This window comes from Pseudomonas juntendi, from assembly GCF_009932375.1.
GTDB lineage: Bacteria > Pseudomonadota > Gammaproteobacteria > Pseudomonadales > Pseudomonadaceae > Aquipseudomonas > Aquipseudomonas juntendi.
Genome location: NZ_BLJG01000078.1, coordinates 24395 through 44266 on the forward strand (window position 1 = coordinate 24395; position 19872 = coordinate 44266).

18 protein-coding genes are annotated in these 19872 nt (G+C 63.3%); 9 read left to right on the forward strand and 9 right to left on the reverse strand.

Annotated elements, in window-relative coordinates:
- Positions 1–40 precede the first annotated feature (40 nt).
- The 4 genes from GYA94_RS11555 to zur all read right to left on the reverse strand — a co-directional run bounded on the left by GYA94_RS11555 (position 41) and on the right by zur (position 2905).
- Positions 41–748 carry a PA5502 family lipoprotein gene (locus GYA94_RS11555; protein WP_054904498.1) on the reverse strand — a complete coding sequence of 236 codons (708 nt, stop codon included), beginning with the start codon at positions 746–748 and terminating at the stop codon, positions 41–43.
- Positions 749–874: 126 nt separating this feature from the next.
- Positions 875–1657 carry a zinc ABC transporter permease subunit ZnuB gene (znuB, locus tag GYA94_RS11560; protein ID WP_009683594.1) on the reverse strand — a complete coding sequence of 261 codons (783 nt, stop codon included), beginning with the start codon at positions 1655–1657 and terminating at the stop codon, positions 875–877.
- Entirely contained in the window at positions 1650–2423 is a 774-nt protein-coding gene (znuC, locus tag GYA94_RS11565) for a zinc ABC transporter ATP-binding protein ZnuC (RefSeq protein WP_110679177.1), read from the reverse strand. Before znuC ends, znuB begins: the two co-directional genes overlap by 8 nt.
- Positions 2420–2905, reverse strand: coding sequence for a zinc uptake transcriptional repressor Zur (gene zur, locus GYA94_RS11570; RefSeq protein ID WP_054911449.1), 486 nt, complete (start codon positions 2903–2905; stop codon positions 2420–2422). Before zur ends, znuC begins: the two co-directional genes overlap by 4 nt.
- Before the next feature lie 18 nt (positions 2906–2923).
- Between zur and GYA94_RS11575 the strand changes: the two genes are divergently transcribed.
- Complete coding sequence (locus tag GYA94_RS11575) at positions 2924–3880, forward strand: zinc ABC transporter substrate-binding protein (protein ID WP_110679176.1); 957 nt, start codon at positions 2924–2926, stop codon at positions 3878–3880.
- 65 nt (positions 3881–3945) lie between these two features.
- Here the strand turns inward: GYA94_RS11575 and GYA94_RS11580 are convergent, their stop codons facing one another.
- Together GYA94_RS11580 and GYA94_RS11585 are read right to left on the reverse strand one after the other, a co-directional pair.
- Entirely contained in the window at positions 3946–4896 is a 951-nt protein-coding gene (locus GYA94_RS11580) for a homoserine kinase (RefSeq protein ID WP_009683590.1), read from the reverse strand.
- Positions 4897–4965: 69 nt separating this feature from the next.
- The gene (locus GYA94_RS11585; RefSeq protein ID WP_009683589.1) at positions 4966–5253 is read right to left on the reverse strand and encodes a DUF2782 domain-containing protein; all 288 of its coding nucleotides are present in this window, start codon (positions 5251–5253) and stop codon (positions 4966–4968) included.
- Positions 5254–5328: 75 nt separating this feature from the next.
- Here GYA94_RS11585 and polA point away from each other — a divergent pair, with 75 nt between their 5' ends.
- Positions 5329–8076, forward strand: coding sequence for a DNA polymerase I (gene polA / locus GYA94_RS11590; protein ID WP_161892353.1), 2748 nt, complete (start codon positions 5329–5331; stop codon positions 8074–8076).
- 335 nt (positions 8077–8411) lie between these two features.
- Here the strand turns inward: polA and yihA are convergent, their stop codons facing one another.
- Positions 8412–9044, reverse strand: coding sequence for a ribosome biogenesis GTP-binding protein YihA/YsxC (yihA, locus tag GYA94_RS11595; RefSeq protein ID WP_009683587.1), 633 nt, complete (start codon positions 9042–9044; stop codon positions 8412–8414).
- A 193-nt stretch (positions 9045–9237) separates the two neighbouring features.
- Between yihA and GYA94_RS11600 the strand changes: the two genes are divergently transcribed.
- The 7 genes from GYA94_RS11600 (at position 9238) to GYA94_RS11630 (ending at position 16544) form a co-directional block, all read left to right on the forward strand.
- The gene (locus tag GYA94_RS11600; protein WP_161892362.1) at positions 9238–9540 is read left to right on the forward strand and encodes a c-type cytochrome; all 303 of its coding nucleotides are present in this window, start codon (positions 9238–9240) and stop codon (positions 9538–9540) included.
- Positions 9541–9571: 31 nt separating this feature from the next.
- Positions 9572–10189 (forward strand): c-type cytochrome, encoded by a 618-nt coding sequence (locus GYA94_RS11605; RefSeq protein ID WP_009683585.1) that lies wholly within the window; start codon positions 9572–9574, stop codon positions 10187–10189.
- A gap of 204 nt (positions 10190–10393) precedes the next feature.
- Positions 10394–11029: a thiol:disulfide interchange protein DsbA gene (dsbA, locus tag GYA94_RS11610; protein ID WP_110679174.1), complete on the forward strand. Its 636-nt coding sequence runs from the start codon at positions 10394–10396 to the stop codon at positions 11027–11029.
- Between the two features lie 12 nt (positions 11030–11041).
- Positions 11042–11896: an endonuclease/exonuclease/phosphatase family protein gene (locus tag GYA94_RS11615; RefSeq protein ID WP_054904504.1), complete on the forward strand. Its 855-nt coding sequence runs from the start codon at positions 11042–11044 to the stop codon at positions 11894–11896.
- A 97-nt stretch (positions 11897–11993) separates the two neighbouring features.
- Positions 11994–13937 (forward strand): GGDEF domain-containing protein, encoded by a 1944-nt coding sequence (locus tag GYA94_RS11620; protein ID WP_110679173.1) that lies wholly within the window; start codon positions 11994–11996, stop codon positions 13935–13937.
- An 80-nt stretch (positions 13938–14017) separates the two neighbouring features.
- Entirely contained in the window at positions 14018–14806 is a 789-nt protein-coding gene (locus GYA94_RS11625; RefSeq protein ID WP_029886308.1) for an N-acetylmuramoyl-L-alanine amidase, read from the forward strand.
- A 136-nt stretch (positions 14807–14942) separates the two neighbouring features.
- Positions 14943–16544: an EAL domain-containing protein gene (locus GYA94_RS11630; protein WP_110679172.1), complete on the forward strand. Its 1602-nt coding sequence runs from the start codon at positions 14943–14945 to the stop codon at positions 16542–16544.
- Between the two features lie 14 nt (positions 16545–16558).
- Here the strand turns inward: GYA94_RS11630 and GYA94_RS11635 are convergent, their stop codons facing one another.
- Together GYA94_RS11635 and algB are read right to left on the reverse strand one after the other, a co-directional pair.
- On the reverse strand, positions 16559–18340 hold the full coding sequence (locus tag GYA94_RS11635; protein ID WP_110679171.1) for a KinB sensor domain-containing domain: 1782 nt from the start codon (positions 18338–18340) through the stop codon (positions 16559–16561).
- The gene (algB, locus tag GYA94_RS11640) at positions 18337–19683 is read right to left on the reverse strand and encodes a sigma-54-dependent response regulator transcription factor AlgB (protein WP_029885350.1); all 1347 of its coding nucleotides are present in this window, start codon (positions 19681–19683) and stop codon (positions 18337–18339) included. The genes GYA94_RS11635 and algB overlap by 4 nt, the downstream gene beginning before the upstream one ends.
- Between the last annotated feature and the right edge of the window lie 189 nt (positions 19684–19872).

Sequence of the window (19872 nt, forward strand, 5' to 3'; positions counted from 1 at the left end):
CCGCGAAGGGCTGCAACGCAGCCCCAGCGCCCCAGCGTTTTCAGCGCTGATGCGGCACCAGAACCACCTGCGCCGGCAGTGAGCGCTGAATTTCATGCTTCTGCTTCAGCTCAAACCCGCTGTCGATCTTGCGCACGCGCTTCTCCAGCAAGGTTTTCAGCCAGGGCGCGTCGTGGGTGCGCGGCACCTGGAACACCACTTCACAGTCATAGCTCACCACGTCTGCCGCAATGTCATCCAGTTGGCGGCGCATGGCGCGGCTGTCGGTGGTTTTCAGGGCCACCACGGTGCTGGGTGCGGTCGGGTCGATGATCAGCGCCTTGGGCTTGGCCTCGGCGGCCTTCAGCGCCGCTTCGGCTTTGGCCAGCTCGGCCTTGCGCGCCTGGCTCACGGCGTCGCCCCCGGTCACCGCAGGGGCTTGCGGCATCAGCGCCCGGGCACGGGCCAAGGCCGTTGCAGCGGCATTCACGTCACCTTTTTGCAGCACGATCTGGCTACGCTGCAGGTAGGCTTCGGCCAGTTGGCGCTGGTATTGCTCCAGGCGTGCGTCGTCGGGCGCCTGGGCCTGCAGGGCAGCCAGCTGGTCTTCGGCGGTGGCCAGCTCGTTGCTGGCGATGTTTTGTTGCAACTGCTGCCAGGCATCGGCTTGGGCAGGTGCGGTGGCCTGTTCCACCGGCGCACTGGAACAGGCAGCCAGGAACAGTGAAAACGCGGCAACAAGCAGATAACGGGAGGCGAACGGCTTCATTCCTGCGATTCTCTATTTGCGCAAAAAGCGAGCAAGTCTACACCCAGGTGCGCACGCTCGAAAACAGGTCTTACAGACCCTTTACCCGGGAAAAGGTTGCAAGGCGTGCCTGAGCACGCCCTGTAATCAGCGCTTTGGCAGGGCCAGGCTCAGCAAGAATAGCACCGCTGCACAGACCACGATCGACGGCCCGGCGGGGGTGTCCTTGAACCAGGACATGGCCAGGCCACCGCAGACCGCGGTGATGCCCAGCAGGCTGGCACCCAGCGCCATCTGCTCGGGCGAGCGGGCGTGGCGCTGCGCCGCAGCAGCGGGGATGATCAACAGCGAGGTGATCAGCAGCACGCCGACGATCTTCATGGCCACGGCGATCACCACCGCAATCAGCAGCATCAGCGCCAGGCGCAGGCCGGCTACGGGGAGGCCTTCGACCATGGCCAGTTCCTCATGCACGGTAACCGCCAACAGCGGCCGCCAGAGCACGCCCAGCAACAGCAGCACCAGCGCACTGCCGCCGAGGATCCAGGCCAGGTCGGTGGTGCTGATGGCCAGCAGGTCGCCGAACAGGTAGGCCATCAGGTCGATACGCACATCGTGCATGAAGCTGAGCACCACCAGGCCCAGTGACAAGGTGCTGGGGGCGAGGATGCCGAGCAGGGTGTCGGAGGCCAGCGGCTGGCGTTGCTGCAAGGTCACCAGCAGCACCGCCAGCAACAGGCAGCCAACGGTGACGGCCAGGGCCGGGCTTACATCCAGGGCGAAACCCATGGCCACGCCCAGCAATGCGGCATGGGACAGGGTGTCGCCGAAATACGCCATGCGCCGCCATACCACGAAAGAGCCGAGCGGGCCCGCGACAACGGCCAGGGACAGGCCTGCAAGCAAGGCGTAAAGAAGAAAATCAGCCATGCTTGCAGTGCTCTCCGTGAACGTGGGGGCTGGGGGCGACCACCGAGCCATGCAGGTCGTGGCTGTGGTCGTGATGGTGATGATAAACAGCCAGGCTAGGTGCGTTCTGCCCGAACAGTTCGACAAAGGCTGGGTCGTTGCTGACCTGTTCCGGGTGACCCGAGCAGCAGACATGGCGGTTCAGGCACACCACCTGGTCGGTGGCGCTCATGACCAGGTGCAGGTCGTGCGACACCATCAACACGCCGCAACCATGGCGGTCGCGCAGCCGGGTGATGAGGTTGTACAGCTCGGTCTGGCCGACCACATCCACCCCTTGCACCGGCTCGTCGAGTACCAGCAACTGCGGCGCACGCAACAAGGCACGCGCCAGCAGGACGCGCTGCATCTCGCCACCGGAGATGGTCTGGATCGGGCTGTCGATAACCTGTTCGGCGCCCACTTCCTGCAGGGCCGATACGGCTGCTGCCCGGTCTACCCCCGGCACCAGGCGCAGGAAGCGCAGCACGGAAAGCGGCAGGGTGGCATCGACCTGGATTTTTTGCGGCATGTAGCCGATACGCAGCCTGGGCTTGCGCCATACCGTGCCGCGGTGCGGCTTGAGCAGCCCGAGCACGGCGCGCACCAAGGTGGTCTTGCCCGCGCCATTGGGGCCTATCAGGGTGACGATCTGGCGGGGCGCCACCGACAGGTCGATGCTGTCGAGCACCGCCTCGCCGCCATAGCTGACGCCCACCTGTTCCAGGCGGATCAGGGCATCGCTCATGCCGCGCTCCGGCAATTGCCGCACAGGCCGACCACTTCCACGGTTTGGGTCTCGACCGTGAAGCCCACGCCCTTGGCGCTGTCGATGATGGCCTCGCTGATGCTGTGTTGCTCCAACTCGATGGCGACGTGGCATGCACGGCAGATCAGGAACTGGCCTTGATGCACGTGCTCGGGGTGGCTGCAGCCGATGAACGCGTTGAGCGAGGCAATGCGGTGCACCAGGCCGTTTTCCAGCAGGAAGTCCAGTGCGCGGTACACCGTGGGCGGTGCAGCGCGGCGGCCGTCCTGCTCGCTGAGCACGGCAAGGATATCGTAGGCACCCAGCGGCTTGTGGCTTTGCCATACCAGCTCCAGCACCCGGCGGCGCAGCGCGGTCAGGCGCAGGCCCTGGCGGGTGCACAAGGCATCAGCTTCAGCCAGTGCGCTATGCACGCAGTGGGAGTGATCATGGGGACGGTTGGCCAGCGGCGTGATGGACATGGGCAGCGACGATTCTGTATGGAGACGTTATTATGTTACCCGTTTCTCACGACTCGAGTATTCACCGTGTCCCGATTTCTAGTCCTTTTTGTCGCATTCATCGCCTGTTCGGCCCAGGCCGATGTCCGTGTGCTGACCAGCATCAAGCCGCTGCAACAGATTGCCGCTGCCGTGCAGGAGGGTGTTGGCAGCCCTGAGGTATTGCTGCCGCCAGGTGCTTCGCCGCACCACTATGCCCTGCGCCCATCCGACGTACGGCGGGTGGGCGATGCCGACCTGCTGTACTGGATCGGCCCGGACATGGAGAGCTTCCTGCCACGCGTATTGGGCAGTCGCAGCAAGGCAACCGTGGCCGTGCAGTCGCTGCCAGGCATGAAGCTGCGCCACTTTGGCGAAGACAGCCATTCCCATGAGGAAGCGGACCACGATGAGCATGACCATGACCACCGCCCAGGTAGCCTGGATGCGCACCTGTGGCTATCGTCGGTCAACGCGCGGGTAATCGCGGGGAAAATGGCTGCGGACCTGGCTCAGGCCGATCCCGCCAATGCGGCGCGCTACCAGCACAACCTGAAGGTCTTTTCAGACCGTATGGATGCGCTGGATGAGCGAATCAAAGCGCGGGTGGCGGGTATCGCTGGCAAGCCGTATTTCGTGTTCCACGAGGCGTTCGACTACTTCGAGGCGGAATATGGCCTGAAGCACACTGGCGTGTTCAGCGTGGCGTCCGAGGTGCAGCCGGGGGCTCAGCATGTGGCCGCCATGCGCAAGCGCCTGCAGGAAGTGGGCAAGACCTGTGTGTTCAGCGAGCCGCCACTGCGCCCGCGCCTGGCCGAGACCTTGACTGCAGGGTTGCCGGTGCGTCTGGCCGAGCTGGATGCGCTGGGTGGTACTGACCCTGTGGATGGCAAGGGCTATGAGCGCTTGCTGGAGAAGCTGGGTGGCGACTTGGCTGGGTGCCTGGAGCAGTTGTAAGCCTGTTCCGGCCTCTTCGCGGGCACGCCCGTTCCCACAGGTGCCCGCGAAGAGGCTGAAAAGGGCTAGAGGGCAAATGGCAGGTGCAAAGCCACCTGCTGGCGCTGTGCCAAACGCACTTCGAACTCGCTCGGGTCATGGATCATCACATCCATCCCGGCAAACGATTCTGCCGCAATCAGCCGCGACAGCCAGAAGCGCACGCAGCCTACCCGCAACATCTCAGGCCACAGCTCGGCCTCGGCAGCGGTGAACGGCCGCAGTGCGGCATAGGCCGCCAGCAGCGCCTGGGCACGCGGCATGTCGATTGCGCCCTGCTCATCCAGGCACCAATCGTTCACGGTGATGGCGATGTCATACAGCATCGGCCCAGAGCAGGCGTTGTAGAAGTCGATCACGCCAGTCAGGTGGGTGCCTTCGAACATCACGTTGTCGCGGAACAGGTCGGCATGCAGGTTGGCCCGCGGCAGCGCCAGGATCTGCGCCTTGTGCGCGTTGATTTCGTTCAGGGCCGGTTGCAGCAGCGCGGCTTGCTCGGCAGTCAGGCGTGGCAGCAGCTCGGCGCCTGAAGCCAGCATCCAGTCCAGGCCACGGTCGGTGCGGCGCTCGATGATGCGGCCGCGGGTGGCCAGGTGTATATGCGCCAGCAGCTCACCCACCTGGGCGCAGTGCTGCGCGTTGGGCGCCTTGATGTGCTTGCCTGAGAGCCTTGGCTGCAGCAGTGCAGGCTTGCCGCACAGCTCGCGCAGGCCGTTGCCGTCGCGGTCACGAACGGCATAGGGCACCGGCATGTCGGCTGCGTGCAGGGTGTCGAGCAGCTCGATGAAGAACGGCATGTCCTCGCTGGGCCCGCGTTCGATCAACGTCAGCACGAACTCCCCCTGTTCGAGGCTGACGAAGAAATTGCTGTTCTCGGTGCCGGCGGCTATGCCCTGGAAGTCGAGCAGGCGGCCCAGCGCGTACGGTGCCAGAAAGGTTTCCAGCTCAGGCCGGGTCACGGGGGTGAAGACTGACATGATGAAAAATTGCCCATACGGGCACTTCCGCCGGGAAGTGCCAGGTTGATGTGAACGGTGCGCGTCAGATTACCACTCGAAGATCTTCCAGGACGGAATCAGCATGTCCGGCTGGTCGGATCGAATGAAGTTGGCATCGGTGCCATCGGCGCGTACCAGGAAATAAGGCTTGCCGTTTTTCGGTGTGATCTTGATCGCATACAGGAAGCCGTTCTGCCGGTATTCCTGGATGGTCTTGTCGCCTTCCGTGCGAATGGTCACCTCGGGATCGGCCGAGGGAGCGTCTTCCGCCGCCAGGGTGACGACCGGCGTGGTTGCCAACAGGCCGAGCAGTAACAGGCGATTGAGTGTACGCATGATAACCTAGTCCCTTTGTCGTCAATGATTCTGGCTATTCTAGCGCCGGACCCGTCGAAAAGGTTGATTCTGCTCATGAGCCAAGCGCCCCTCGTCCTGGTGGACGGTTCCTCCTACCTGTACCGCGCCTTTCACGCGCTGCCGCCGCTGACCACGTCCAAGGGCATGCCGACCGGTGCGGTGAAGGGTGTGCTGAACATGCTCAAGAGCCTGCGCAAGCAATACCCCGACAGCCTCTTTGCCGTGGTGTTCGACGCCAAGGGTGGCACGTTCCGTGACGCCATGTTCGCCGAATACAAGGCCAACCGGCCGAGCATGCCCGACGACCTGCGGGTGCAGATCGAGCCGCTGCACGCCAGCGTCAAGGCCCTTGGCTACCCGCTGTTGTGCGTCGAAGGGGTCGAGGCCGACGACGTGATCGGCACCTTGGCGCGCAGCAGCGCCGCGTTGGGCCGCCCGGTCATCATCTCGACCGGTGACAAGGACATGGCGCAGCTGGTGGATGGCCACATTACCTTGGTCAACACCATGACCGGTAGCGTGCTGGACGTGGCGGGCGTGCATGAGAAGTTTGGCGTCGGCCCGGAGCACATCATCGACTTCCTGGCCCTGATGGGCGACAAGGTCGACAACATCCCCGGGGTGCCCGGTGTGGGCGAGAAAACCGCCGTGGGCCTGCTGACCGGTATTGGTGGCGGCCTCAGCGACCTGTACGCCAACCTCGACAAGGTGCCGGCACTGGCCATTCGCGGTGCCAAGACCCTGCCGGCCAAGCTGGAAGAGCACCGCGACGCGGCCTTCCTGTCGTATGAGCTGGCTACCATCAAGGTCGACGTGCCGCTGGACGTCGAGGTCGAGGCGCTGGTATGCGGCGAGCCTGACCGCGATGCGCTGCTGGCGCTGTACACCGAGATGGAGTTCAAGAGCTGGGTTGCCGACGTGCAGCGGGAGGCTGCCAGGGTGGGTGATGACGTTGCGCCGGTCGCGGAGCCGGTGGCCAAGGTCGAGCCGAAGTACGAAACCATCCTCGACCAGGCACGCTTCGATGCCTGGCTGGAGAAGCTGCGCCAGGCGCCGCTGTTCGCGTTCGACACCGAAACCACCGGCCTGGACGCCCAGAAGGCCCAATTGGTCGGCCTGTCGTTCGCGGTGGCGCCCCATGAAGCGGCCTACGTTCCGCTGGCCCACGACTACGAGGGCGCGCCGGCCCAGCTGGACCGCGACGCCGTGCTGCTGGCCTTGAAGCCCCTGCTGGAAGACCCGGCCAAGGCCAAGGTCGGGCAGAATGCCAAATACGATATCAACATCCTCGCCAACGGCTCGCCCGCCATCGCGATGCGTGGTGTTGCCTATGACACCATGCTCGAGTCCTACGTGCTGAACTCCACGGCCACCCGGCATGACATGGACAGCCTGGCGCAAAAGTATCTGGACCACACTACCATCGCCTTCGAGGATATCGCCGGCAAGGGCGCCAAGCAGCTGACGTTCAACCAGATCGACCTGGACAAGGCGGGCCCCTACGCTGCCGAAGACGCCGACATCACCCTGCGCCTGCACCATGCGTTGCAGGCCCGCCTGGCCCAGACCCCAAGCCTGGAGCCGGTGCTGATGGACATCGAGATGCCGCTGGTGCCGGTACTGGCCAAGATCGAACGCCAGGGCGCACTGGTCGATGCAGCCCTGCTGCACGTCCAGAGCGGTGAGCTGGGTGAGAAAATGGCCGAACTGGAACGGCGCGCCTACGAGCTGGCGGGCGAGGAGTTCAACCTGGGCTCGCCCAAGCAACTGGGGGCGATCCTGTACGACAAGCTGGGCATGCCGGTGCTGAGCAAGACCGCCAAAGGCCAGCCGTCTACCGCCGAAGCGGTGCTCGACGAGCTTGCGGAGCTGGGTTACCCACTGCCTGAAGTACTGATGCAGTATCGCAGCCTGAGCAAGCTCAAGAGCACTTACACCGACAAGCTGCCGGGGCAGATCAACCCGCGTACCGGGCGTATTCACACCTCTTACCAGCAAGCGGTGGCGGCGACTGGCCGGCTGTCGTCCAGCGACCCGAACCTGCAGAACATTCCGATCCGTACCGCCGAGGGCCGCCGAATCCGCCAGGCGTTCATCGCCAGCCCAGGCTACAAGCTGCTGGCGGCCGACTACTCGCAGATCGAGTTGCGCATCATGGCCCACCTGGCCAAGGACGAAGGCTTGCTGCACGCCTTCCGCAATGACCTGGACGTGCACCGTGCCACGGCGGCGGAGGTCTTTGGTGTAGCCCTGGAAAACGTCACCGTCGATCAGCGTCGCAAAGCCAAGGCAATCAACTTCGGCCTGATCTACGGCATGAGCGCATTTGGCCTGGCCAAGCAGATCGGCGTCGACCGCAAGCAGTCGCAGGACTATATCGACCGCTACTTCGCCCGCTACCCCGGGGTGCTGGCCTACATGGAGCGCACCCGTACCCAGGCTGCCGAGCAAGGTTTCGTCGAAACCCTGTTTGGCCGCCGCCTCTACCTGCCAGACATCAACGCCAAGAACCCGGCCCTGCGCAAGGGCGCCGAGCGTACCGCCATCAACGCGCCCATGCAGGGGACCGCCGCCGACATCATCAAGCGCGCCATGGTCAACGTGGATAACTGGCTGAGCGAGAGCGGCCTGGACGCGCGGGTGATCCTGCAGGTTCACGACGAACTGGTGCTTGAGGTGCGCGAGGACCTGGTTGAACAGGTCAAAGATGAAATTCGCCAGCACATGAGCAAGGCGGCGCAGCTGGATGTGCCGCTGCTGGTAGAAGCAGGAATTGGTGCAAACTGGGACGAAGCTCACTGATTGAACCGGAAAAGCTGTGTAGGATCTGCGACGTGGTGACGCGGATCCTGGCAGCGCTGGCGCGCGCGGGGCTGGGCTTTCATGAAACTATCGCAAATAGTTTTCAGGGCTTCGGAACTAAACCAGTGAAGCGGAACTCAGAGTAACTGAATGGCTGGTGAAGCCTTTCGATGCTCCTATGTTGTGTTAAGTGTTGGCAGATATCTGGACCCCGCCCTAGCGGTCCGGACTTGGACCCCGAACTTCCCCCTCCCCATACGAAGTCCGGGGTTTTTTTTGCCCGCAATTTGGCCTGAGCCTGGGCGAAGCCCAGGCCATGCTCCGCGCTGCAGGCTTCAGGCCACTGGCTTGTCTTCCAGCTCCATCCAGCCCGCCAGCACCCGATAGGCCTCTTCCACGCCCAGGCGCTTGGGCGCCGAGAACAGCTGGATGGTGACACCGTCGCCCCAGCCCTTGCGAATTTCCGATTGCACCTTCAACAAGGTGTTCTTGCCCGCGCCGTGGGTCAGCTTGTCGGCCTTGGTCAGCAGAATGTGCATCGGCATGCCGCTGGCCTTGGCCCAGTCGAGCATCATCTTGTCGAAATCGGTCATGGGGTGGCGCACGTCCATCATCAGGATGATGCCGCGCAGGCACTCACGGCTGCCCAGATAAGCTTCCAGGTGCTTCTGCCAGTGCTGCTTGAGCGGAATCGGCACCTTGGCATAACCGTAACCTGGCAGGTCGACCAAACGCCGTTCATCGTCCAGACTGAAGAAATTCAACAGCTGGGTGCGCCCCGGGGTTTTCGAGGTGCGCGCCAGGCTGGCGTGAGTCAGGGTGTTGAGGGCGCTGGATTTGCCGGCGTTGGAACGGCCCGCAAAGGCCACCTCGTAGCCCTGATCGTCCGGGCATTGTTCGACCTTGGCTGCGCTGAGGGCGAATTTGGCTTTCTGGCAGAGGCCGAGGATGGGGTTCTTGACTTGCATGGGATATCCGATGTGGGTGTTGCCAAAGCCTAGGCCGGCAAGCGGTGTCGTTTCCGTTTGGCTGACAGAAGTATATAATGCCCCAGTTTTTGTGTGCCCATTCTCCCAGCGAAGGGGAACGGGCATGGGGTGCCGAACTATAGCTTGCGCATCAGAACGCAGCGCGTCCCCCAACCCTGTCAGGTCGTTTCGCCTGGCGAAATGGCTGCTAGCTGTCGGTATGTTCCTGCCGTATTTCAGCGCACAGGCTACACAGGATGCCGAGGTGTTGTACAACCGCACGTGTGCGGCTTGCCACACCGGGCAATTGCCCCAGGCACCCAGGAAGGGTGACCGGGCAGCCTGGGAGCCAAGGCTGGCGCAAGGTATGGATGTACTCGTCCGGCATGTGACCCAGGGTTTCAAGGCTATGCCGCCGCGTGGATTGTGCATGGACTGCAGTGCCGAGGACTACCGTTTGGTCATCCTTTGGATGAGTGGCAGTCCCGATACATAACATTTCACCCTTAGCCGTGTTGGATTAGCTGATGAACAAACTAGTCGTGAGTCTGCTGTTGACCCTGGGTGTCGCAGGTGCGGCCACTGCTGCGCAACCTATCAAAGGCGATGCCGCTGCCGGCCAGGCCAAGACGGCCGTCTGTGGCGCCTGCCACAACCCCGACGGCAACAGCCTGGCACCCAACTTCCCGAAACTGGCTGGCCAGGGCCAGCGCTACCTGGAAAAACAACTGCACGACATCAAGTCGGGCAAACGTACCGTGCTGGAAATGACCGGCATGCTGGCTGCTTTCAATGACCAGGACCTGGCCGATATCGCCGCCTACTTCGCCAGCCAGAAAGGCAGCGTGGGGGCTGCCGACCCCAAACTGGTCGAGCGCGGCCGCGCGCTGTTCAACGGCGGCGACCTGGAAAAAGGCATGCCCGCCTGCACCGGCTGCCACTCGCCCAATGGCGCGGGTATCGCCCTGGCCGGTTTCCCGCACTTGAGTGGGCAGCATGCCCAGTACGTGACCAAGCAGTTGACCGACTTCCGTGAAGGCAACCGCACCAACGACGGCGATGCCATGACCATGCGCACCATTGCCGGCAAGCTGAGCAACCACGATATCGAGGCATTGGCCAGCTATATCCAGGGCCTGCACTGACTGGCGGCGCGGTCCTGCAGGTGCTGCACATGCCTTCAGGGGCTTCGCATTAACTTTCAGTTAATGTTGCAGGCCAATGATGAAAGGGTGGCTGGGCTACCCTTTTTTCAGTGCGTAGCCGGTACACTACAGAACTCAAGCCCTTCCCGGCCTGTCTCAAGGCAGGTCGCGTAGTGGCGACCCATGATTGCTCAGGAGTAAAGCATGCGTAAACTGATTCTCAGCGCTGCGCTGGTCGCCGCCAGCGTATTCGGTATGACAGCGGTGCAGGCCGCAGAGCCCGCCACTGCCGGCAAGGAATATATCGAGCTGAGCAACCCTGTTCCGGTTTCCGAGCCTGGCAAGATCGAAGTGGTTGAGCTGTTCTGGTACGGCTGCCCTCACTGCTACCATTTCGAGCCGACGCTCAACCCCTGGGTCGAAAAACTGCCCAAGGATGTCAACTTCAAGCGCGTACCCGCCCTGTTCGGTGGCCCATGGGATGCCCACGGCCAGATGTTCCTGACCCTCGAAGCCATGGGCGTTGAGCAGAAAGTGCACGCAGCGGTGTTCGACGCTATCCAGAACCAGCACATGCGCCTGACCGACAAGAAAGACATGGCCGACTTCCTCGCCACCCAGGGCGTGGACAAGGACAAGTTCCTGTCCACCTTCGACTCTTTCGCCGTCAAGGGCCAGTTCAACAAGGACAAGGAACTGGCGAAGAAGTACGAAATCACTGGGGTACCGAGCATGGTCGTCAACGGTAAGTACCGCTTCGACTTGGGTACCGCAGGTGGGCCCGAAGGCGTGCTGAATGTCGCCGACCAACTGATCGCCAAGGAGCGCGCCGCTAAGTAAGCGGCGTATCCCATGCCCCGCTTCAGAGCTACGCGTGGCATTGGCCTGCACCAGCCGCAGGTCAACGAGCATCACCTGCAGGCACCCGGCCTGCCGGACGATGGTCGCCTGCGGCTGCTCAGCTTCAACATTCAGGTCGGCATCAGCACCGAACGCTATCGGCATTACCTGACCCGTAGCTGGCAGCACCTGCTGCCGCATAACGGGCGCGCCGGCAACCTGCAGAAGATCGGCAAGCTGTTGAGCGACTTCGACCTGGTGGCCCTGCAGGAGGCCGATGGTGGCAGCCTGCGTTCCGGGTTCGTGAACCAGGTCGAGCATCTGGCCCAGCTGGGTGCCTTCCCCTACTGGTACCAACAGCTCAACCGCAACCTTGGGCGTTTTGCCCAGCACAGTAACGGCGTGCTCAGCCGCCTGAAGCCGCAATTGCTCGAAGACCACCCGTTACCGGGCCCCGCCGGGCGCGGGGCAATTCTGGTGCGGTTCGGCGAAGGCGAGGATGCGCTGATCGTGGTGATGATGCACCTGGCCCTCGGCGCCAAGACCCGCGCCCTGCAGTTGGGCTATATCCGCGAGCTGATTGGCGGCTACCGCCACCAGGTGCTGATGGGCGACATGAACACCCATGCCACCGACCTGCTCGAGCACTCACCCCTGCGTGACCTGGGCCTGGTGGCCCCGCAGGTCGAAGCTACCTTCCCCAGTTGGCGACCCCAGCGGTGCCTGGACCACATTCTGCTCAGTTCCAGCCTTACACTGGAGCGTGTCGAGGTGTTGGCCCAGCCTATTTCCGACCACCTTCCGGTGGCGGTAGAGATCCGATTGCCTGATGCATTGACTGTGGATACGCTGCCGGCCTTGAGCTGAATCAGCCAAGGCGTCGCACGCCCTCAAGTGTTGGGCGTGCGCGCCGACAGCGTGTAATCAGACAGCCCCAGATGTATCACCCGTCGCGGATCCAGGCATGACCGAAGAAGCCGAGCGCTGGAAAGAAAAATACCTCAAAGCCATCGAGCAGCAAGAAAAGCTCGAACGTCGTTGGGACGCCCGTCTCGACTTGCTGCGCCGTGGCCTGGTGCGCAGTACCCTGGCTGCCGAAGGCAGTGACAAGGTGGTCGACGCGTGCATGAAAGAAATGCGCGAGGTCATTCGCAGCGACAACATGGATGCTGGCCTTGCCGGGCTGATTCCGCGCCTGGAGAAGGCGGTGCTGGATTCGGAACAGCGCCGCGAAAACCGCATGAACCAGGTTGGCGATGCCTTGGCTGCACTGGTGGGCCAATTACAGAACCTGCCGCTGCCTGGTGATATTGCCCGGCCGCTGAAAAAGCTGGCGAAGAAGCTCGATGGGGGCGTTACCCAGTCACGCGACCTGCCGCCATTGCTGGGTGAGCTGAGCGGTTTGCAGGGGCGTGCGCTGGCCGCCTTGGGCAAGCCGGGTGAAGAAACCCGCCCTGGTTTTCTGCAGCGGTTGTTCGGCAGCCGCGATGACGATGCCCAAGCGGAGCCGGCGCTTGTGCCCGAAGCGGTGCCGGGTGCCCAGGCTCCACCGCACGCAGCGCCACCCAGCCCCGACGCCGACCCGCATGTTGATATCGATGCGTTGCAACCGTTGCCAGCACCTGCTGCACCGCCCGCCGAGCTGCCCGCAGCGCCCGAGCCAGAGCCAGCGCCAGATGCAGCTGGCCCGGCGCTGATCGAAGCGGCCGAAGTACCCGCATCGCCAGTGCCGCAGCCAGGTGAAGGGCCGGCCGCCGAACACGGGGTCAGTCAGCCGCTGCCGGCGCCTGCACCCTTAGCGGAGCTTGAACCAACGTTCGGCGAAGACGGCCCTTATGCCCTCCCCGATGCGGTGGAACCGCCGTACAGTCAGGTCGCTGCACACATCGAGCAAACCTTGCTTGGCCTGCTCGACGACCTCAGCCTGCCCGAGCGGCACAAGGCCCAGGCTTTGGAAATGCGTGCGCGGGTGGCCCGCGGCCTGAACTGGTATGAGCTGATCCCGGTACTGGACGACCTTGCAGTGCTGATGCTGGCGATCACCGACAGTGGGCAGCATGAATTTGAAACCTACTTGCAGCAGCTCAACGAGCGCCTGGAAGGGTTCCAGAGCCATCTGCATGAAGCCAGCGCCGGCCATGCCGACAACAGCAGTGCCGCCCGCGCGCTGGACACCCAATTGCGCGAGCACGTAGACGGGTTGCAGAGCAGCGTGCAAGGTGCCGCCGATGTCGACAGCCTCAAGCACATCCTGGAGAACCGCCTGGAAGGCTTGTTGGTGACCATGGACGAGCACAAGCACCAGCGTGATCGCCGCGAGCAGGAACTGGCCAACCGCCTGCAGGGGTTGTCGGAGCGTGTGGCAAGCATGGAGCACGAGGCACTCGGTTACCGTGAACACCTGGAAGAGCAGCGGCAAAAGGCCCTGCTCGACCCGCTCACCGGTCTGCCCAACCGGGCGGCCTGGAGTGAGCGGGTGGACCGGGAAATGCTCGAATGGCAGGCCCAGGGCGGCCATCTGGCAATGGCGATCCTCGACCTGGACCATTTCAAGCGCATCAATGACAGCTATGGGCACCTGGCCGGGGACAAAGTGCTGAAGATCGTTGCCGACCAGTTGCGCAAGTGCTTGCGCGGCCGTGACTTCATAGCCCGGTTCGGCGGCGAAGAGTTTGTCCTGTTGCTGCCGCAGACGGCCCCGCCGGCGGCTGCGCAAGCCGCTGAACTGCTGCGGGCGACCATCGAAGCCTGCCCGTTCCACTTCAAGGGTGAACGGGTGGTGATCACCACCTCCATCGGGTTGGCGGCGTTCCGCGCTGGCGAGCGCGCAGACCAGGTGCTCAAGCGCGCCGACACCGCGTTGTACCGGGCCAAGGAACTCGGGCGCAATCGCGTGGAACAAAACTGATGGGCAGCCACTGACTCGCGGCAAACATTGCTGCTGGCGAGCACGTTATACTGTAGCGCTCTTACGCCGAGGCCTCCGACGTGCTTTCCACGCTGAAAAAAACCCTGATCACCTTTCTGCTGTTCACCGTCGCAGGTTGCTCCACGGGCCTGCGCATCGACCGCAGCCACCCTTCGGCGAACCAGGACAACCGTATCCAGTTCGTTGTTTTGCATTACACCAATGCCTCGCTGGAACGCTCGCTGGCATTGCTCACCCACGGTGAGGTCAGTAGCCATTACCTGATTGGTGATGGCCCGGCGACGGTGTACCAGTTGGTGGACGAGAGCCGTCGCGCCTGGCATGCCGGTGACAGCCAGTGGCAGGGGCGCACATGGCTGAATTCGTCGTCCATCGGCATCGAAATCGTCAACCCAGGCTTTGCCGATACACCCAACGGGCGGGTCTGGTACCCCTATAGCGAGGCGCAGATCCAGGCGCTGATCGCGTTGCTCAAGGACATCGTCAAACGTAACAATATCGAGCCCCGGCATATCATTGGCCACAGCGATATCGCCCCATTGCGCAAGCTTGACCCGGGCCCTTTGTTCCCGTGGAAACGCCTGGCCGATGCTGGGTTGGGGGTCTGGCCAGATGCCAACGCCGTGGCGCAGCAACAAGCATACTTCAACGTCAACCCGCCCAGCGTTGGCTGGTATCAGCAGGAGCTGGCGCGGTTTGGTTATCAGATCGAGCAAACAGGCGTGCTCGATGTAGCCACCCGGCATGTCATCGCTGCCTTCCAGATGCGCTTCCGCCCGCAACGTTTCGACGGCATGCCCGATGCGCAGACGGCGGCCATGCTGCAGGTGCTCAACCGGACCCGTTGACTGTCACCAGGCCGCGCGCGGTGACAGGGGCGTTGCCCGTGCTGGCCGGGGCCTGGCATGGGCAAGCGAAGCGCTAAACGGCGCAGGTGATTATTGATTCAGTTGCTATACCTTAGTTATCAACTGGATGCCGTCCATGTCGTCTGCCATTGGCTTGCTGCGTCAAATTTTCTACCGTCCCTGGATGCTCGCCACGCTGGCAGCACTGGCCAGCGCCGCCCTGTTGCTTTCTGCCAGCATCGGCATCGCCCTGCAGCAGCTGAAACAGAGCGAAACCGAGCAGATGAACGCCCAGGGCGAGCGTTTTCTCGAGCGCCTGGAGCAGGTATTCGGCCAGCTGCGCGAGGGTGTCGACCTGTTGCAGGCACAGCCGCTGCGTGGATGCAGCCCGGCCATGTTGGCGGCCTTGCAGCAGGTGGGCTTGAGTTCGCGCTTCATTTACGAAGCGGCCTACGTGGACGGCAATGTCGCCTGCTCGAACCGGGGTAACGAGCGCGCGTTCGTGCCCTTGCGGCCGCCGGACATCAAGGGGCCGGTCTACAGCTACTGGCTCAACACCACCACCGAGCCGAACGAGAACCTCGCCGCGCTGATGCTCGGCCGGGGCAGGTTCCTGGTCTCGACCTCACGTGGGCACCTGACCGATGTGGTCGACCTGCCACCGGGTGGCAGCCTGGTGGTAGTACTCGACAACGGTGCCCGCGCCATTCCGGTCCTGGGCCCGCCACCGGTATGGCCGCCGCCCTCGGCCTGGTCGAATAGCCACAAGTCGCTGCTCGAACTCAGTGACCGCCTGATCTACCGCATGCCAACCAAGTCGCCTGACTACCAACTGGTGCTGATCGCCCCGCGTGTCAGCTTGCCCCTGCGCATGAACGGCATGCTCTGGCTGTTGTTCCCGGGTAGCGTATTGGCCGCCTGCTTCATCGGCTGGCTGGTGTTGCAGCTGATCTTGCAGCGGCGCTCGATGAGCTCAGAGCTGCAGGGTGCGCTGCGCCGTGGCGAGCTGCAGGTGCTCTACCAACCGATCATCGAGCTTGGCAGCCGGCGTTGCGTGGGCGCCGAGGCGCTGGTGCGCTGGCGCCGCCCGGACGGTACCTTGACCAGCCCCGACCTGTTCATACCGCTGGCGGAAGACACCGGGCAGATCCGCCAGATCACGGACTTCGTGCTGCAACGTGTGCTTGAACAACTTGGGCCGTTGCTGCGTTCGCACCCCAACCTTTATATCTCGATCAACCTGGCGGCTTGCGATGTGATGGAGCCGCGCATCGGCCGAGTATCGGCGCGCTTGCTGGCGTTGCACCGGGTGGCGCCCAGCCAGATTGCCTTCGAGGTGACCGAGCGGGGTTTGATCGACGTGGTAGTGGCCCGCGAAAATCTGCAGGCACTGCGCGCCGCAGGGCATCAGGTGCTGATCGACGATTTTGGTACTGGCTATTGCAGCCTGGCTTACCTGCAGACGTTGCCGGTGGACTGCCTGAAGATCGACAAGGCGTTCATAGACGCTCTTGGCCATGATGCCGCCAGCAGTGGCGTTGCCCCACACATCATTCGCATGGCCCACGACCTCCACCTGCGGGTGATTGCCGAAGGTATCGAGAGTGAGGACCAAGCGGCGCTGTTGCGCGGTGAAGGGGTCAACTACGGCCAGGGCTGGCTATTTGCCCGGCCGTTGACGGCCAGGCAGTTTGCCCAGATGGTCACACGCGGGCATCAGCCGCGACGACCCGCGTAGGGTGTAGGCGTGCGTCAGACTGGCAATGCCATATAGAACTGCGTGCCCTGCCCCGGCCGCGAAAACACGCCCATGCGCCCGCCATGAAGTTGCACGATCTCCTTGCACAGCGCCAAGCCCAGCCCCGCCCCACCTTTTTTGCGGCCAACCTGCACGAAGGGCTCGAAAATGCGCCCTTGCTGGCCGTAGGCGATGCCTTCGCCGTTATCCTCGACACTGATGATCACCCGCTCCGCATGGCGGCGGGCGTGCAAGCGGATGCGCCCGCCCTTGGGGGTATGGCGGATGGCGTTGTGCAGCAGGTTGTCCAGCACCCGATCGAGTTGCGCGGGGTCGGCCTGGATGCGCGGCAGTGGCTGCTCCAGGTCGCTCACCAACTCGATCTGCTTGTGCGCAGCCTGGTCGGCAACCCGCAGTCGTGCCCGCTCCACCAGTTCGTCGATGGCACAGGGAGCCAGCTCCAGTTTCTGTAGCCCGCTTTGATAGCGCGAGAAGTTAAGCAGGTCGTTGATCAGCTGGGTAAGGCGCTGCATTTCTTCGCCGATGGTTTCCAGCAAGTCATTCTCCCGCGCTTCTGGCGGGAACTTGACGCGCTCGCGCAACAGGCCGAAGGCCATGTGCATGCCGGTAACGGGCGTACGCAACTCATGGGAGGCGCGCAGCACGAATTCACTGCGCACACGTTCGAAGGCGCGCTGCTCGGTTACGTCGTGCAGCACCATCACTGCGCCAAGAATCGGCCCCTGCGGGTGGCTGACCGGGGTCAGGCTGTAGGTAAGCAGGCGCGATTCTTCATCCACCTCCATGTTCAGGTCGTCTGGTGGCCGGTCCAGGCTGCCGCCCCGCAGCACTTGGCGCAGCTGCTGTTCCAGCTCTGGCCGTTGCAACGCTTCGGCAAGGCTGCTGCCTACCCGGCTGTCATTCCAGCCCAGCTGGCGCTGGGCTACCGGGTTGAGGTGTTCCAGCCGGCCCTGGCGGTCGATGATCAACAGGCCATCGTCGATGCTGTCCAGCACCGCCTGCAAGCGTTGCTGGCCGGCCAGCAGCTCGTCGACGTTGGTCGCCTGGTGCTTGCGCAAGGCATCGGCCATCAAGCCGAAGCGGCGGGTGAGCTGGTTGAGTTCGGCCGCCTGGGTGACTGGCAGGGTGACGTCGAAATTGCCCTTGCCCAACTGGTCGGCTGCCGTGGCCAGCGCCTCGATCGGCTGGCCGAAGCGCCGGGCGATGTTGTGCGCACTGATAAAGCCGAGTACCAGCACCACCAGGCCCATCAAGCCCAGCACACCGCTGACCAGCAAGGCGCGGTCACGGCTGCGCTCCTCGCTGCGGGTAATCAGGTCCAGGGCCTGCCTGTGGGAGTCGATCAGGTCGGTGCGGACCTGATTGAATGCGGCGCCCAGCGGCTGGTCCACACCCATGCTGCGGGCAGGGGCCGGGCTGTCGCGGTAAGCCTGGAGGAAGGCCTGATAGTTGCTGTTGGCTTTGCTGAAACCGGTGCGCTCGCCGCCTTGCTCCAGCCCCTTGGCCAGAAGGGACTGGAAGTTGTCCTGCAGCGATCGCAGGTTTTCCGGGGCGGTGTCGTCATCCAGAATCAGGTTCAACTGCTCGCCAAGGTTCTGCCGCAGCTTGAGCCCCACCTCCAATGAGTGGGTGGTGTCGCGCACCAGTTGCTGTTGCATCGTGGCCATCTGCAGAACACTGACCAAGCCCAGCAGCAGACCGAGCAGCGCCACGGTGACCAGTGCCGAGATACTGAGGAAAAGCCGCGTGCGCAGCTTCATGGGTGGCCATTTCATAAGTTGTATTGCTTGCGTTTGCGGTACAGGGTGGAGGCGTCGATGCCCAAGGTCTTCGCGGCCTGGTCCAGGGTGTCGCTGGCGGCCAGTACGGCACCGATGTGCGCACGCTCCAACTCGTCGAGGCTAAGCGCGGCGCCAACGCGTGGGGCGTTGCCAGCCGGCTGCTCACCCATGCCCAGGTGGCTGATTTCTACCCGCTCTTGCGGGCATATGATGCTGGCTCTTTCCACTACGTTGCGCAATTCGCGAATGTTGCCGGGCCAGCGGTAGTTGAGCAGCGCCGCGCGGGCTTCTTCACTGAAGCCGCGTGCTGGCCGCGAGTACTCCTTGACGAAGCGGGCGAGGAAGCGGTCGGCGAGGGTCAGAATGTCCTCGCTGCGCTCGCGCAGGGGCGGCAGGTGCAGGGTGATGACGTTCAGGCGGTAGAGCAGGTCTTCGCGGAAGCGGCTTTCGCGCACCATCTCTTCTAGGTTGAGGTTGGTGGCAGCCAGGATGCGCACGTCCGCCCGGCGGGTAACCGGGTCACCCACGCGCTCGTATTCCTTGTCCTGAATAAAACGCAGCAGCTTGGGCTGCAAGGTCAGTGGGAAGTCGCCGATCTCGTCGAGGAACAGCGTGCCGCCGTCAGCCTGGCTCACCCGCCCAAGCGTGCTTTCACTGGCGCCGGTGAAGGCGCCGCGGGTATGGCCGAACAGCTCGCTCTCCATCAGCTCCGCATTCAGCGACGGGCAGTTGATGGTCACACAGGCTTTGCGTGCACGCTTGCTCCAGCCATGAATGGCGCGGGCCAGCTCGCCTTTACCGGTGCCGGACTCGCCGAGGATGAGGATGTTGGCGTCAGTGGTCGCGACCTGGCGGGCGGTTTCCAGCACGGCCATCATCGCCGGGCTGTGTGAGTCGAGGCCGTCCTTGGGTTTGCGCACTTCACCTTCCAGCGCTTCGAGGCGAGCCGAGAGTTGCCGCACTTCCAGTTGCTTGGCGGTGGCCAGGCGCAGTTGGTCTGGGCTGCAGGGCTTGACCAGATAGTCGGCGGCACCCGCCTGGATGGCGTCCACTGCCGTGTCGATTGCCGAGTGCGCGGTAACGATCACCACGCGCATCCAGGGCGCCTGAATGCGCATCTGCGCCAGTACATCAAGCCCGTTGTCCTCACCCAGGCGCAAATCCAGGAAGCACAGGTCGAACACCTGGCGCTGCAGCAGGCTCTCTGCCTGGGCGGCGCTATTGGCGGTGGCCACGCTGTAGCCCTCGTCCTCCAGGCAATAGCGGAAAGTGCGCAGGATCGCGGACTCGTCATCCACCAGCAGAATGCGGCCTTGGTTGTCCTGGGCTGATTCCATTTCCTGCGCTCCTTAAGGGTAGATCTTTATTTAGTGTGGGAAAAATCGGGCAAGTTGCATGGTCAATTCTGAAGGATTCTGTCCTTTGCATGCTAGCCAATGGCTAAACGACGCCTTCAGGCCCCATTTCCCGGTGCTTTGCTTAGAGGCATAGGGTGGCACATTGGTTGCGATGATTTTCAGCTTTTG